This is a genomic window from Streptomyces sp. NPDC111744 (assembly GCF_055634995.1).
This window is the reverse complement of sequence record NZ_JBVKCG010000004.1, coordinates 296,915-311,766: the sequence shown is the minus strand read 5'-3', so window position 1 is coordinate 311,766 and position 14,852 is coordinate 296,915. Positions and strand designations below refer to the sequence as shown.

Here is a 14,852-nt window from a genome sequence, read left to right as displayed (position 1 = left end):
AGGGTTCAGCCCCAGGTGATCAACCGCTTCGGCTGTTCCAGGATCGCCGCGATGTCCGCGAGAACCTTCGAGCCCAGTTCGCCGTCCACCAGGCGGTGGTCGAAGGACAGGGCCAGTGTGGTGACCTGACGGGGCTTCACCTTGCCCTTGTGGACCCACGGCTGAAGTTTGATCGCACCGACCGCCAGGATCGCCGCCTCACCCGGGTTGAGGATGGGCGTCCCCGTGTCGATGCCGAAGACACCGACATTGGTGATCGTCACCGTGCCGCCCTGCATCGCGCCGGGCGAGGTCTTGCCGTCCCGTGCCGTGGTGACCAACTCACCCAGGGACTCGGCCAGTTGCGGCAGTGTCTTCGCGTGGGCGTCCTTGATGTTCGGAACGATCAGGCCCCGTGGGGTGGCCGCTGCGATGCCCAGATTGACGTAGCGCTTGAGCACGATCTCCTGGTTCGCCTCGTCCCAGGACGCGTTGATGCCCGGGTTACGCCGGATGGCGACCAGCAGGGCCTTGGCGATGAGGAGAAGGGGGTTCACCCGGAGGCCTTGCAGGTCCTTGTCCTGCTTAAGCTCCTCCACCAGCTTCATCGTGCGGGTCACGTCCACCGTCACGAACTCCGTGACATGCGGGGCCGTGAACGCCGAGCCCACCATCGCCGCCGCCGTCGCCTTGCGGACGCCCTTGATCGGGACACGCGTCTCACGCGTGCCGTCGTACGACGCCGCGGGAGCCGCCGGAACGGCGGGGGCCGCGGGCACGGCGGTCACCGGCTCCGGGGCCGCCGTCGGTGAGGCCGCCACCGCCGCGTGGACGTCGTCGCGCGTGATGACGCCGTCGGGGCCCGACGGGGTCACCGTGGCCAGGTCTACACCCAGGTCCTTCGCCAGCTTGCGCACCGGCGGCTTCGCCAGCGGGCGGGGACGCTCCACAGCGGGAGCCTCGGGAGCCTCGGCGAGCTCGGTGGGACCGTGGCCGTTCAGCTCCTTCTGGACCGCTGCCCGGGCCGCCGCCTCGGCGACGGTCACCTCCGGGCCCTTGCGCGGGCGGCGCTTCGTGGAGGAGGCCGCCACGCCGTAGCCGACCAGGACCGGCTGACGGGCCTGCGGCTTGGGTTCCTCCGCCGGCGCGGGCTCTTCCTCCGACGCGGGCTCTTCCGCGTCAGCGGCCGCCCCGCCCGACACGTCCACCGCGATGATCGCCGTGCCCACGTCCACCGTGGTGCCCTCGGCGAAGCGCAGCTCGCGCACCACCCCGTCGTACGGGATGGGCAGTTCGACGGCCGCCTTCGCCGTCTCGACCTCGCAGACCACCTGGCCGTCGGTGACCGTGTCGCCCGGCTGGACGTACCACTTGAGGATCTCGGCCTCGGTGAGCCCCTCGCCCACGTCCGGCATCTTGAACTCGCGTACGGACGCTTCCGTCATCGTCGTCACGACCCTCTCCTCAGTACGCCAGGGCACGGTCGACGGCGTCGAGTACCCGGTCCAGGCCCGGAAGGTACTCGTCCTCCAGGCGGGCCGGCGGGTAGGGGGCGTGGTAGCCGCCGACCCGGAGCACCGGGGCCTCCAGGTGGTAGAAGCAGCGCTCGGTGATCCGGGCGGCGATCTCCGCGCCCGAACCGAAGAACACCGGTGCCTCGTGGACCACCACAAGGCGGCGGGTCTTCTCGACCGAGGCCTGGATGGAGTCGAAGTCCAGCGGGGAGACGGACCGCAGGTCGAGGATCTCCAGGGACTTGCCCTCCTCGGCGGCCGCGTCGGCGACCTCCTGGCAGAGCTTCACCATCGGACCGTAGGCGGCCAGGGTGAGGTCGGTGCCCTCGCGGACCACCCGCGCCCTGTGCAGCGGGCCGGGGATGGCCTCCGTGTTCACCTCGCCCTTGTCCCAGTAGCGGCGCTTGGGCTCGAAGTAGATCACCGGGTCGTCGCTCTGGATGGCCTGCTGCATCATCCAGTAGGCGTCCGAGGCGTTGGACGGCGAGACGATCTTCAGGCCCGCCACATGTGCGAAGAGGGCCTCGGGGGACTCCGAGTGGTGCTCGACCGCGCCGATGCCACCGCCGTAGGGGATACGGACCACGACCGGCATCTTGACCTTGCCCAGCGAACGCGCGTGCATCTTCGCCAGCTGGGTGACGATCTGGTCGTACGCCGGGAAGACGAAGCCGTCGAACTGGATCTCCACCACCGGGCGGTAGCCGCGCAGGGCGAGGCCGATCGCGGTGCCGACGATGCCGGACTCGGCGAGGGGGGTGTCGATGACCCGGCTCTCGCCGAAGTCCTTCTGGAGGCCGTCGGTGACGCGGAAGACGCCGCCGAGCTTGCCGACGTCCTCGCCCATGACGAGGACCTTGGGGTCGGTCTCCAGGGCGCGGCGCAGCGACTCGTTGATCGCCTTGGCCAGTGCCATCTTCTCCGCTGCCATGATCAGGCCCCCTCCACGTCCGCGAACGACGCCTGGTAGGCGGCGAACTGGGCTCGTTCCTCGTCGACGAGCGCGTGCCCGTCCGCGTACACGTTCTCGAAGATGGCGAAGTTGTCCGGGTCCGGCATGGCTCGGACCGCTTCGCGCACTCGCCTGCCCAACGCCTCGGACTCGACTTCGAGTTCCGCGAAAAATCCCTCGTCCGCGTGGTTTGAGGCCTCCAGGTACCGGCGAAGGCGCAGGATCGGGTCCTTCGCCTCCCAGGCCTCGCGCTCCTCGTCGGCCCGGTACTTGGTCGGGTCGTCGGAGGTGGTGTGGGCGCCCATCCGGTAGGTGTACGCCTCCACGAGCGTCGGGCCCTCGCCGCTGCGGGCGCGCTCCAGCGCCCACTTGGTGACCGCGAGGCAGGCGAGGACGTCGTTGCCGTCGACGCGGACGCCGGGGAAGCCGTAGCCCTGGGCGCGCTGGTAGAGCGGGACGCGGGTCTGCTTCTCGGTCGGCTCGGAGATCGCCCACTGGTTGTTCTGGCAGAAGAACACCACCGGGGCGTTGTAGACCGCGGAGAAGGTGAACGATTCGGCGACATCGCCCTGGCTCGAGGCGCCGTCGCCGAAGTAGGCGATGACCGCCGAGTCCGCGCCGTCCTTGGCGACGCCCATGGCGTAGCCGGTGGCGTGCAGCGTCTGGGAGCCGATGACGATGGTGTAGAGGTGGAAGTTGTTGGTGTTGGGGTCCCAGCCGCCGTGGTTGACGCCGCGGAACATGCCCAGCAGGTTGGTGGGGTCGACCCCGCGGCACCAGGCGACGCCGTGCTCGCGGTAGGTCGGGAAGACGTAGTCGTCCTCGCGGGTGGCGCGTCCGGAGCCGATCTGGGCGGCCTCCTGGCCGAGCAGGGACGCCCACAGGCCCAGCTCGCCCTGGCGCTGCAGGGCGGTGGCCTCGGCGTCGAAGCGGCGGGTGAGCACCATGTCGCGGTACAGGCCGCGCAGTTCGTCGGGGGTGATCCCGGCGACGTAGGCGTCGTACTCGGCGTTCTCGACCCGCTCGCCTTCCGGGGTCAGCAGCTGCACGAGTTCGGGATCGGTGCTCTTCTTCGTGGTGGTGCGATGCGCGGTGGTGCGAGTGGTGCGCTTGGTGCCGGTCTTGCTGCCGGTGGTACCGGCTTTGCCTGCGGCGCTGCGTCGCGGTTCGCTCGCGGCACTGCTGTCCACGGTCACGTGTGCTCCTCCGTCGGTCCGGCCCCCGGGGTTGCCGGGTGAACCAGTGCGGCTCACCTGCTTCCGACACCCGTGGCACGGGGTGGGTGCCACTCGGCCGGGAACAGGCGTGACAGGTGCCCCGGCGAGCGCCCTGCAAGAGGCACGTTACCCAGTGCTCCACATTTCTGTGAAACCCCTCCTGACCTGCGATTTTGCTTGGAAATCCAAGTACTTTTTGCTTGGGTTTCCTAGTAAATCGACATGGGCCGGAAGATCGCTGGTCAGAGCCTTGCAGGAGGCCGGAGCTACCGCACGTTATCCCGCCGCACCGGGTCACGGGAAGAGTTCACGTAGAAGACCGACGTCGGGCGTGGAGAAGGACAGAACGCCATATTTCCCCGACCCGCTCCGACCGCCGTGGACGGCGAACCGTTCGCTGCCGTGCACCTGGTCATCGCACCCGAGTTCGTCAGCGTCCACCGTGTGACCGAAAGCGACCAACAGCGACTGCCTGCGACAATGCCCAGCTCACGGGCCCAGGCCTTGCCCTAGCATCTGGCGCGTGCCGCGCCCATGTGTACCACCCCTCGTACCCCATGCGCCCCCTCTGGGCGCCCTGCTCCGGCTGTACGCCGCCGGTTCCGCGCTCACCTGCGAGCCCGTGGAACAGGGCCTGCTCAACCGCGGGTACCGAGTCCGCACCACCCGCGGCCGCTACTTCCTGAAACACCACTTCGACCCCGACACCGCCGATCCGGCCGCCATCGAGCGCCGCCACCTGGCCACCCAGCGCCTGGCCGCCCTCGGCGTCCCGGTCGCCCCGCCGCTGGCCCACCGTGAGGGCCGTACGGTCGCCGTCGTCGGCGGCCACGCCTACGCGCTGCACCCCTGGATCGACGGCAGGCACCGGCACGGCGGACAGCTCACGCGCGGGGAGTGCGCGCGGCTCGGTGCGCTCCTGGGCGCCGTGCACGCCTGTCTGGAGCGCGTGATGCCTCCCAAGGGGCGCACACGCCCGGCCACGAGCCCCCATCCCGTCGAGAGCGCCGACCCCGCCGACACCTTCGCGCTCATCGAGGACCTGCTCGCCCACGTCAGCCGCCACCGCCCGGCCGACGCCTTCGACGAACTGGCCCGCCACCGGCTGCTCGAACGCCGCTCACTCCTGGAACAGCACGCCGGCCGGCGCCCCCCGCGCGGCGCCTCCGTGGGCTGGGTGCACGGCGACTTCCACCCGTTCAACCTGCTCTACAAGGACGACGCGCCCGCCGCGATCGTCGACTGGGACCGGCTGGGCGTGCAGCCCCGCGCGGAGGAGGCCGTCCGCGCCGCCGCGATCTTCTTCGTCCGCCCGGCGGGGGCGCTCGACCTGCCGAAGGTGCGGGCTTACGCGCGCGCGTACCGGCGCGCGGCCGGCGCCACGCCCTCGGAGCTCGCGGCGGCCGTGCACCGCGTGTGGTGGGAACGGCTCAACGACTTCTGGATGCTGCGCTGGCACTACGAACGCGGCGACAACCGCGCGGACCCTCAGTTCCCGGCCGCCTCGGCACTCGCCGTGTGGTGGACCAGCGAGTACGACGCGGTGTGCGACGCGTTCGTCCAGTGAGGGCCGTTGCTCAGCCCCGCAGGGGTGTCGGTGTCCTTCAACCGTTGCCCAGACCGGTACCGGCCACGGAGCCCGCGTCCGTGTTGCCGCCGCCGCCGTCCGCGCCCGTGGTGTCGGAGGGCTGGGCGTCGGGCGAGCTCGCGGTGTCGGTGGGCTGTGAGGCGCTCGCAGTGTCCGACGGCTGGTCGGTCGGGCCGGTGCTCTCGGTCTGGGACTGGGTGTACGACGGGGTCGACGACGGCGTGTAACTGGAGTTGTCACCGCTACCCGAGCCGCTGGTGTCGGTCTGCGTGTCCGTGGCCGTGTTGCTGGCCTTGTCGGAGGGGCTCGTGCTGGGTGTCTCGTCCTTGGTGGTCTGCGAGTCGGTCGGCGACTGCGAGGTACCCGCGTCACCACCACCGCTGCCGCCACCACCGTTGTTCAGCGCCAGCGCGACGCCCGCCGCGATGGCGATCACCGCGAGGACGGCCAGGATCCACAGCTTGCCGCGGCCGCTGCCCTTGTTGCCGTGGCCCTCGAAACCGCCGTCGTCACCGCCGCCGTAGCCGGACGGCATGATCGGCTGTGGGATCTGCGAGGTCCCGGAGGAGTTCGTCGGGTGCTGCATCACGGTCGTACCGGCGAAACCGCCCGCCGAGGCGTGCCGGCCGTCGTGGACGGTGACCGGGCCGGTGTTCCAGGTGCCGGTGTGAGCGCCCTGGTCGTACAGCATCTGCAGGCCGTACTGGACCATGCCGCGCATTTCCTCGGCGGTCTGGAACCGGTCGTCGGGCTCCTTGGCGAGGGAGCGCATGACCAGACCGTCCAGCTCCGGCGGGGCGGCGCCCTCGGAGGTCTGGGACGGCGGCATCGGGATGTCCTGGACGTGCTGGTAGACCACCGACAGCGGGGTCTCACCGACGAACGGGGGCCGCAGCGCGAGGAGTTCGTACAGCAGACAGCCGGTGGCGTACAGGTCGGAGCGGTGGTCGACGGCTTTGCCGAGCGCCTGCTCCGGGGAGAGGTACTGGGGCGTGCCCATGACCATGCCGGTCTGGGTCATCGTCGTGGACGCGCCGTGCAGGGCGCGGGCGATGCCGAAGTCCATCACCTTGACGGCGCCGTTGTGGGTGATGATCACGTTGGCGGGCTTGATGTCGCGGTGCACGATGCCGTGCTGGTGCGAGTAGGCCAGTGCCTCCAGCACCCCGGAGGTGATGATCAGGGCCTGCTCGGGGCCCGGCGCCTCGGCGTTGATCAGCAGGTCGCGGATGGTGCGGCCCTCGACCAGCTCCATGACGATGTACGGCACGGACTGGCCGCCGACGACGTCCTCGCCGGAGTCGTACACCGCGACGATCGCATGGTGGTTGAGCCCGGCGACCGACTGTGCCTCGCGCGTGAAACGGGCCTTGGAGACCGGGTCCTCGGCGAGGTCGGCGCGCAGCAGCTTGACGGCCACGGTCCGGCCGAGCCGTACGTCCTCGGCGGCGAACACCTCGGCCATGCCGCCCCGGCCGAGCCGATGCGTGAGCCGGTAGCGGCCGTCGCCGACCAGGCCGCCGTTGCCCCACATCTCCGGCGAGTCTGACATGCCGCCGCCAGTCGCCTCGGGGTCGGACGGGCCCTGGGCGCTGTGCGTCTGTGCCATCGGTCCTCGCCGTCGTTTCTGCCCGCGGTGCGCGCGGTGTTGTCACGGTCTCCGTCGGCCACGCTACAGCCTCCGCGCAACCCCCAGGTCCGGGTTCCGGCCCGTGGACGGACCGGCCATCAAACCCGTACCACGCGCTGTCGTGCAAATTCTGTGTACCGGACGTACGGCTGCTGTAACGCTTCCGCGCCGCTTCTTTCGCGTACGGTCACGGAACGGGCACCGCGCTTGACGTGTCAGTGCCCTCGGGCAGACTTGGCCGCGAATGAGACTTTCGCTCAGCAAGGGTGCCTGAGGTGCCAACGGGGGACGGGGAAAATGAGCCAGGACGGCGCACACGGCCGTTACGTGGGGCGGGCTCTGGCCGGTGGCCGCTACCAGCTGCGCGACCTGCTCGGCGCGGGCGGCATGGCCTCCGTGCACCTGGCGTACGACACGGTCCTGGACCGGCAGGTCGCGATCAAGACACTGCACACCGAACTCGGTCGCGAACAGGCCTTCCGCGAGCGCTTCCGCCGCGAGGCCCAGGCAGTGGCCAAGCTCACGCACACCAACATCGTCTCCGTCTTCGACACCGGAGAGGACAAACTGTCCGACGGCGGATCCGCCGCGGATGACGGCTCGCTCATGCCGTACATCGTCATGGAGTACGTCGAGGGCCGCCCGCTCGGCTCGGTGTTCGATGAGGACGTACGGCAGTACGGCGCGATGCCCGCCGACAAGGCGTTGAGGATCACAGCCGATGTGCTGGCCGCGCTGGACATCAGTCACGAGATGGGGCTGGTCCACCGCGACATCAAGCCCGGCAACGTGATGATGACCAAGCGCGGGGTCGTCAAGGTGATGGACTTCGGCATCGCCCGTGCCATGCAGTCCGGGGTCACCTCGATGACCCAGACCGGCATGGTCGTCGGCACCCCGCAGTACCTCTCCCCGGAGCAGGCGCTCGGCCGTGGCGTGGACGCCCGCTCCGACCTCTACTCGGTCGGCATCATGCTGTTCCAGCTGGTCACCGGGCGGCTGCCGTTCGACGCGGACTCGCCACTGGCGATCGCCTACGCGCACGTCCAGGAGGAGCCGGCCGCTCCCTCCTCGATCAACCGTGCCCTTCCCCCGGCCGTGGACGCGCTGGTCGCCCGCGCGCTGAAGAAGAACCCGAACGAGCGCTTCCCGACCGCCGAGTCCATGCGTGACGAATGCCTGCGGGTGGCCGCCTCGCTCCAGCCGGCCGCGCCGAGCATCGTCCCGGGCATCCCGCCGACGCAGAGCGGTTCCGGGGTCGGCTCCGCGGTGTTCCCGCCGGTCGACCAGGCGACGTCGGCGCCTCCGGGGCCGGTACAGACGCCGTACCAGCCGACACCTCATCCGAACCCGCATCCGTACGGCACCCCCGCCGCGACTGCGGTGCCGTCCCCCGCTCCGGCGTACGGCTATCCCCAGCAGGCGGGCTACCAGACGCCGGCCGGGTACGCCCACCCCGCGCCGACGACCCCGCCGCCGTACAACATCACCCCCCAGTCGCCCTCCTCCGGTGGTGGCAAGGGCAACCGGCCGGTGGTCATCGGGTCGATCGCGGTCTCGCTGGTCGCGGTGATCGGCCTGGTCGTCGCGCTGGCGCTGAACAACGGCGGCGGCAGTGCGGACGGCAACGGCGGAAGCGGCGGCGGCACCGCGAGCGCCGCGGCCTCGCACGCCTCGGGCTACCGCGGACCGGACACCTCGAAGACCATCGAGAAGACCGAGTGCACCGAGCCGCAGGAGTCGTACAACGACGCCGACAAGATCCAGGTGCCGGACTTCAAGTTCAAGTACATCAAGTCGGTCAAGGAGTGCTTCCAGGCCGCCGGCTGGCAGATGAAGATCACCTACGTGGACGAGAACACGTACGGCGACGGCACGGTCATGGAGCAGTTCCCGTCCTCCGGCACGGACGTCGACCCCGAGGACATGCCGACCATCGAGCTCAGGGTGTCGACGGGCAACCCGGCCACCGGATGAGGCGGGGCGCAGTAGTGACGCAGTAGGCAGTAGTAAGGGCCCGGCGGTGGTACGCCGGGCCCTTCGCCGTATCGGGATTCCTGCTCGGAAGTCCTGCTCGGAAGTGCTGCTCGGAAGTCCTGCTCGGGAGTCCTGCTCGGAAGTATTGCTCCGAGTCCTGCTCGGAGCCTAGAGGTACGGTCCGCCGGAACGGCCGGCCGTCGGCCCGTGTTCGTCGCCCTCGTGGCCGACGCCCGGCGGCAGCGCGCGCCGCATCTGCTCCAGCTGGGCGCGGGCGGCCATCTGCTGGGCGAACAGGGTGGTCTGGATCCCGTGGAAGAGACCCTCCAGCCAGCCGACCAACTGGGCCTGCGCGATCCGCAGTTCCGCGTCGGTCGGGGTCACGTCGTCGGTGAAGGGCAGCGAGAGCCGCTCCAGCTCCTCCACCAGCTCCGGCGCCAGACCGTCCTCCAGCTCCTTCACGGAGCTGGAGTGGATCTCCTTGAGCCGGACCCGGCTGGCCTCGTCGAGAGGAGCCGCGCGCACCTCCTCCAGGAGCTGCTTGATCATGCTGCCGATGCGCATGACCTTGGCGGGCTGTTCCACCATCTCCGTCACCGGGATCTCGCGGGAGTCCTCGTCCCCGTTGCCGCCACCGAGTGCCATCCCGTCCTGGCCCACGACCAGGATCTGCGGGTTCTCGGGCGACCGTTCGTTCCTCGGCATCTCCATGCCGCCATTCTCTCGCACCCGTCCACCTCACCACCGTGGTGCCCCCCGTTGCGGCTGATCCACCTTTCCGAGCCGCCCTGACGGGCGTAGACCCATCGGCCGAATCAGACATGCCGGGCTTGTCGGTGAATGTGAGGCTGGTGTTCGTCGGCTCTGACGACTTTGTTCCAGGAGGTCACCGACGTGACTCCAAGGCCGCGATCCACCCCCCTCGGCGGCGTACGGCTCGCGCTCGTCCGCCTGCTGCTCGTCCTGGCGACGGTCCTGCTGCCGTACGGCACAGCCGTGGCGTACGACCCCGAGCCCGTGGTCGCCCATGACCCCGAGCCGTCGGACTCCGCCAGCGCCTCCGTCTCTCCCGAGCCGTCCCGAGCCGGAACCCTGGCCGGTGAGGGCCGGCTGAGGCCGGGACGGCCGCAGGGACCGGCGGCGGCCGTCCAGGGGCAGGGCGAGGACGAGGACGAAGACGAGCCCGGCGAGAAGACCGGTGACGCGAGTCCGGTCCCCACCTCGGCCCAGCCGACCCAGGAGGCCGGACTGAGGCCCACCGCGCCCCAGCCGCCCCCCGCCCACCAGGCGGTGGCTCACAGCGAGGACGCCTCCGAGCCTGTGCTGCACATCCTTCCGCTGGGCAGCGGCCTGGTCCTGATCGGCCTCGGGCTCGGACTCGCCTTCGTCGCTCTGCGGGTGCGCCGGAGCTAGGGCCTGTCCGGCGGATCCAGTCGCAGGACATCAGCGGTGACTCATCGACGCTGGTGAGCGGGGTGTGGTGCGTGCGGCTGCAAGGCGGCGGAGGCGTGGACATCAGCCGCTGCCGCGGCGGGCGACGCGGTGGGGGCACCCCCGGCCGAAGGCTGGGGGACGTCGGCGAGTGACGACAACGCCGCTGGCGTCCCCCCTCTGTGTCCCCCTCTGGGGGGAGTGCGTGCCACACCCCGCGTCTGCGGCATGTTCCGCCGGACAGACGCCCTAGGGGGCGACCAGGAGGACCTTGCCGATATGCCCGCTGGCCTCCACCAGCCGGTGGGCCTCGGCCGCCTCGGCCATCGGCAGCTCCCGGTCGACGATCGGCCGGACATGTCCGCCCGCGATCAACGGCCACACATGCTCCCGCACGGCCGCGACGATGGCCGCCTTCTCGGTGAGCGGACGGGCGCGCAGCGAGGTCGCGCTGATCGCGGCCCGCTTGGCGAGCAGCGCGGCGATGTTCAGCTCACCCTTCACCCCGCCCTGCATACCGATGATCGAGAGCCGCCCGTTGACGGCGAGGGCGCGCACGTTCGGGTCCAGGTACTTGGCGCCCATGTTGTCGAGGATGACGTCGGCCCCGGCGCCGTCGGTGGCCTGCTTCACCTCGGCGACGAAGTCCTGGTCGCGGTAGTTGACGAGGATGTCCGCGCCCAGCTCGGCGCAGAAGTCCAGCTTCTCCTTGGTGCCCGCGGTGACCGCGACCTTGGCACCGATCGACTTGCCCAGCTGGATCGCCATGGTGCCGATGCCGCTGGAGCCGCCGTGCACGAGCAGTGTCTCGCCGGGGCGCAGGTGGGCGATCATGAAGACGTTCGACCAGACCGTGCAGGCCACCTCGGGCAGCGCGGCGGCGTGCTTCAGCTCCACGCCCTCGGGCAGCGGCAGCAGCTGTCCGGCCGGTACGGCGACCTTCTGCGCGTAGCCGCCACCCGCGAGCAGCGCGCACACCTCGTCGCCGACCGACCAGCCGGAGACACCGGGGCCGATCTCGACGATCCGGCCGGAGCACTCCAGACCGGGATACACGGAGGCGCCCGGCGGCGGGTCGTAGAAGCCCATACGCTGCATGATGTCGGCACGGTTGACGGCGCTGGCCACCACCTCGACCAGCACCTCGCCTTCCCCGGGCACGGGATCGGGGACCTCGTCCCACACCAGCGCCTCGGGCCCACCAGGTTCGGGAATCGTGATCGCATACATGCGGCCGACGCTACTCCCCGCCCGGCCGCGCTCCCCGTCAGGCCCGGGGCAACGGTCGTATGTCGGGGGCGACCTTGGTGCCCGGGGAGGCCCGCACGATCGTGATCAGCCGGTCCGTCAGCTGAATGGTGCCGACGGCCGGGTCGTCGTAGCCGAGCACCCGGTGTCCGCGCAGGACGCTCACCACCAGGTCCGCCGTCTCGCGGGCTCTTGCCGACCAAGCAGCTCGAAGGCCGAGTGCCCCTGCGCCAGCACCGGGAACTACTCGTCGACACCGGATGGCTGTTCCTGCTCAACGCGTGCGTCCAGTACGACCGAGGCCAGCGTGAAGCCGCCAACCTCAGCAAGGCCGCAGCACTCCGGATCGGCGAGGAGGCCGGGCACGGCGAGATCAAGGCGTGGGCGTGGGAGATCGAGGCCTGGTTCGCCCTCACTCAAAGCCGCTGGCAAGACATGCTCAACGCCGTCGAGGCCGGACACATGGCCGACCAAACGCACTCCGTCGGCGTCCAACTCTACGCCCACAAGGCCCGCGCCGCCGCACGCGTGGGAGACGCCCGCCTGGTCCGCGACTCCCTCGACGCCGGCCGCGCCAGGCTGGACCGACTTCCCAGACCCGACCACCCCGAACACCACTTCATCATCGACCCCGACAAGTGGGACTTCTACGGGATGGACGCCTACCGCCTCCTCGGAGACGACGAGCGCGCCGCAGAAGCCCGCCTCACCCTCGGAGTCGCCGCCGCCCGAATGGGCGAGATCGAAGAAGCCATCGGCATGGGCACCACGGCTCTCTCAGAGGTGTCGTTGTAGCCGTCGTGGTCGGCGTAGACGATGAACGCGGTGGCGACCAGCACCAACAGGGCGAGTGACAGCCGTTTGCTGACCTGGCGGATCGGGCGCTCCACCACTTTCCTCGGGAGTTTCACCCGTTGGGTCACCAGATGTTCGTCCGCCTGGCGGCGATGGCGTCATGGCCCGGAAGTTTCACGTGAAACACACCGCGATCCCCGCGGCCGCCCACGGCAGGTCAAGAAGCTCCGTCTCCTCACCTCGCTGTGCCCCGCCCGGCGGTACGACCGCGAGCGCGTCGGCGGCGGCGATGCCACGGAGCATCGCCGGGCCGTTGTAGTGCAGCGGGACGGCCACATCGCCACGCAGGACGACCGGGATGAGCCGGGTGTCGTACGGGTGTCCGTGCGCCGCTTCCGCCAGGGGCAGCGCGTAGGGCTCGGGGGCCGGGTGGGCGGCGAGGGTGCGCAGCAGGGGTTCGGCGAGGGTGAGCAGACCGGAGACGGCGGCGAGGGGGTTGCCGGGGAGGCCGACGAGGTGCTGGTTCGGTTGGGTGCGGGCCAGCAGCATGGGGTGGCCGGGGCGGACCTTGACGCCGTCGACGAGGAGTTCGGCCCCGATGCGCTCCAGGGTGGGGTGGACATGGTCGACCGGGCCGGACGCGGTGCCGCCCGTGGTGACGATGAGATCGGCGCTGGACGAGGTGATCGCCTTGTACAGCGCCTTGGCGTCGTCGCCGAGCCGGCGTACGGCGGTCACCTCGGCGCCGAGCGCGCGCAGCCAGGGCGGCAGCATCGGGCCGAACGCGTCCCGGATATGACCCTCGTGCGGAAGTCCCTCGGTGAGCAACTCGTCCCCGAGGATCAGCACTTCGGCCCGGGGGCGGGGGACGACCGTGACGGTGTCGTACCCGGCGGCCGCTGCGAGGCCGAGGACCGCCGGGGTGACCAGGGTGCCGACGGCAAGCAACTGGTCGCCGCTGCGGCACTCCTGGCCGCGCGGGCGGATGTCCTGGCCGTGGACGACCTCACGGGTGGGATGCAGCCGGCCCTGGGTGTCGATACGGCCGTGTTCGCTGCGCAGCACCGCGGTGGTGTCCGCCGGGATCCGGGCGCCGGTGGCGATCTGTACCGCCTCGCCGTCGGTGAGTGGCTCGGGCTGTGTGTGCCCGGCCAGCACGCCTTCCTCGCGTACGTCCCAGGGACCGGGGCCCGCCACCGCCCAGCCGTCCATCGCGGAGGTGTCGAAGGAGGGAAGGTCGGTCAGCGCGTCCAGCGGGGTGGCCAGGGCCAGACCGAGGGCGTCGGCCAGCGACACGGAGACGGGGACCCGGCGGGCGCCGGAGCGGGCGGCACGGGCCGCGATCTCACGGGCCTGGGGCCAGGGGATGGCGTGATGCTGGTGCGCCGACCTACCGCCGTGGGCGTGCTCGCCCGGGGCGGCGGGCGGGGGCGTGTGGCCACCGGCGGTGTCCTCTCCGAACTCCCTGGGCTCCCTGGGCTCTCTCACGAGGGCGAGTGCCTCCTCGACGTCGAGATCGTCGTCGGTGCCCCCGGCGGACGCGCCGACCCGGGTGCCGGGGGCGGTCATCGGCCGGGCCCCGGGTCGGGGGCGGGCTTCCCGGAGGCGGACCGCTCGGCGGCGTTCGCCTCTTCTTCCCAGCGCAGAGCCAGCGCGGCGGCCTTGCGGGCCGCTTCGGCGACGGCTTCGGGGCCTCCCTTGCCCTGTGCGGCCGCGTAGCCGACGAGGAACGTGGTCAGTGGGGCGGCCGGTCGGGCCACGCCGTGCGCGGCGTCCCGGGCCAGGTCGAGCAGGACGCCGGTGTCGACGTCCAGGTCGATGCCCAGTTCGTCCTTGACTGCGGAGATCCATTCATCCAACACGTTCCCATGCTCCCTGATGCGTGCCCTGGCGTCGGCGATGTCGTCCCAGGTGTCGCAGTCGAAGGACGCGAGGGGGTCCGGGACGCGGTTGAGGTCGAGTGCGGCGGTCAGGCGCCGCAGGGGGAGGCCGGTGAGGCCGGAGCCGTCGGCTTCGGCGAGGGCCGTCAGGGCGTGGCGGAGCGACGCCGTGCGGTAGGCCGCGACGAGGGGCTGGTCTCTGCCCTCGGCGTCGGTGAGCAGTGCGGCGTCCGCGCCGGAGGTCTGCAGAGCCGACAACAGGTGCTCGACCGTTGCCACTTCGAGGAACGGGAGGTCTGCGGAGAGTACGACCACACGGTCGGCGGTGGTGTGGCGCAGGCCGGCGTCGAGGGCGGCGACCGGGCCGCTGCCGGGCGGGTCCTCGCGGGTCCAGCGCACCGGACGGGAGGTGGGGCGGGGGGCTGCCACGACGACGGTGTTCCGGGCGCCGGCGCAGGCCGTGAGGACACGGTCGAGCAGGGGGCGGCCGCCTACCCGGACGGAGGGTTTGTCGGCCCCGCCGAGGCGTCTCGCTGCACCGCCGGCCAATACGATCGCGTCGTAGGTCGGCGGCTCGGTGTCGGTCACCTTTCGAGTATGGGGGGAGGGTGGATCACTGGGAACCGACAGGGCCGGGTGAG

Annotated in this window: 12 protein-coding genes and 2 pseudogenes; 4 read left to right on the top strand and 10 right to left on the bottom strand. The window is 70.9% G+C overall.

Going from position 1 to position 14,852, the window contains the following annotated elements:
• Positions 1–5 precede the first annotated feature (5 nt).
• The 3 genes from ACZ7OO_RS11625 to pdhA are packed head-to-tail and all read right to left on the bottom strand — an operon-like array spanning position 6 to position 3,641.
• On the bottom strand, positions 6–1,433 hold the full coding sequence (locus ACZ7OO_RS11625) for a dihydrolipoamide acetyltransferase family protein (RefSeq protein WP_471503868.1): 1,428 nt from the start codon (positions 1,431–1,433) through the stop codon (positions 6–8).
• Positions 1,434–1,443: 10 nt separating this feature from the next.
• Entirely contained in the window at positions 1,444–2,424 is a 981-nt protein-coding gene (locus tag ACZ7OO_RS11620) for an alpha-ketoacid dehydrogenase subunit beta (RefSeq protein ID WP_471503866.1), read from the bottom strand.
• 2 nt (positions 2,425–2,426) lie between these two features.
• Positions 2,427–3,641 carry a pyruvate dehydrogenase (acetyl-transferring) E1 component subunit alpha gene (gene pdhA / locus ACZ7OO_RS11615; protein ID WP_471503864.1) on the bottom strand — a complete coding sequence of 405 codons (1,215 nt, stop codon included), beginning with the start codon at positions 3,639–3,641 and terminating at the stop codon, positions 2,427–2,429.
• A 544-nt stretch (positions 3,642–4,185) separates the two neighbouring features.
• On the opposite strand from pdhA, the gene ACZ7OO_RS11610 reads away from it, so the two are divergent.
• Positions 4,186–5,229, top strand: a complete 1,044-nt coding sequence (locus tag ACZ7OO_RS11610; protein ID WP_471503862.1) for a phosphotransferase — start codon at positions 4,186–4,188, stop codon at positions 5,227–5,229.
• 37 nt (positions 5,230–5,266) lie between these two features.
• Here the strand turns inward: ACZ7OO_RS11610 and ACZ7OO_RS11605 are convergent, their stop codons facing one another.
• Positions 5,267–6,859, bottom strand: a complete 1,593-nt coding sequence (locus ACZ7OO_RS11605) for a protein kinase domain-containing protein (protein ID WP_471503860.1) — start codon at positions 6,857–6,859, stop codon at positions 5,267–5,269.
• A 318-nt stretch (positions 6,860–7,177) separates the two neighbouring features.
• On the opposite strand from ACZ7OO_RS11605, the gene ACZ7OO_RS11600 reads away from it, so the two are divergent.
• Positions 7,178–8,857 carry a protein kinase domain-containing protein gene (locus ACZ7OO_RS11600; RefSeq protein WP_471503858.1) on the top strand — a complete coding sequence of 560 codons (1,680 nt, stop codon included), beginning with the start codon at positions 7,178–7,180 and terminating at the stop codon, positions 8,855–8,857.
• A gap of 168 nt (positions 8,858–9,025) precedes the next feature.
• On the opposite strand, the gene ACZ7OO_RS11595 is transcribed toward ACZ7OO_RS11600, so the two are convergent.
• Entirely contained in the window at positions 9,026–9,568 is a 543-nt protein-coding gene (locus ACZ7OO_RS11595) for a bacterial proteasome activator family protein (RefSeq protein WP_471503856.1), read from the bottom strand.
• A gap of 183 nt (positions 9,569–9,751) precedes the next feature.
• Here ACZ7OO_RS11595 and ACZ7OO_RS11590 point away from each other — a divergent pair, with 183 nt between their 5' ends.
• The gene (locus ACZ7OO_RS11590; RefSeq protein ID WP_471503854.1) at positions 9,752–10,270 is read left to right on the top strand and encodes a hypothetical protein; all 519 of its coding nucleotides are present in this window, start codon (positions 9,752–9,754) and stop codon (positions 10,268–10,270) included.
• 267 nt (positions 10,271–10,537) lie between these two features.
• Here the strand turns inward: ACZ7OO_RS11590 and ACZ7OO_RS11585 are convergent, their stop codons facing one another.
• Together ACZ7OO_RS11585 and ACZ7OO_RS11580 are read right to left on the bottom strand one after the other, a co-directional pair.
• The gene (locus ACZ7OO_RS11585; RefSeq protein ID WP_471503852.1) at positions 10,538–11,518 is read right to left on the bottom strand and encodes an NAD(P)H-quinone oxidoreductase; all 981 of its coding nucleotides are present in this window, start codon (positions 11,516–11,518) and stop codon (positions 10,538–10,540) included.
• A 37-nt stretch (positions 11,519–11,555) separates the two neighbouring features.
• Positions 11,556–11,723: pseudogene (locus ACZ7OO_RS11580) on the bottom strand (Ion channel protein); the annotation flags it as partial.
• Positions 11,724–11,728: 5 nt separating this feature from the next.
• On the opposite strand from ACZ7OO_RS11580, the gene ACZ7OO_RS11575 reads away from it, so the two are divergent.
• Positions 11,729–12,331, top strand: a complete 603-nt coding sequence (locus tag ACZ7OO_RS11575; protein ID WP_471503850.1) for a hypothetical protein — start codon at positions 11,729–11,731, stop codon at positions 12,329–12,331.
• On the opposite strand, the pseudogene ACZ7OO_RS11570 reads toward ACZ7OO_RS11575, so the two are convergent.
• From ACZ7OO_RS11570 to ACZ7OO_RS11560, 3 genes and pseudogenes are all read right to left on the bottom strand, one after another.
• Positions 12,304–12,509 (bottom strand): annotated as a pseudogene (locus tag ACZ7OO_RS11570) (Ion channel protein); the annotation flags it as partial. The gene ACZ7OO_RS11575 and the pseudogene ACZ7OO_RS11570 overlap by 28 nt on opposite strands.
• Positions 12,506–13,900 (bottom strand): molybdopterin molybdotransferase MoeA, encoded by a 1,395-nt coding sequence (locus tag ACZ7OO_RS11565; RefSeq protein WP_471503848.1) that lies wholly within the window; start codon positions 13,898–13,900, stop codon positions 12,506–12,508. The pseudogene ACZ7OO_RS11570 and the gene ACZ7OO_RS11565, both read right to left, overlap by 4 nt.
• Positions 13,897–14,799 carry an NTP transferase domain-containing protein gene (locus tag ACZ7OO_RS11560; protein WP_471503846.1) on the bottom strand — a complete coding sequence of 301 codons (903 nt, stop codon included), beginning with the start codon at positions 14,797–14,799 and terminating at the stop codon, positions 13,897–13,899. The genes ACZ7OO_RS11565 and ACZ7OO_RS11560 overlap by 4 nt, the downstream gene beginning before the upstream one ends.
• Positions 14,800–14,852 lie beyond the last annotated feature (53 nt).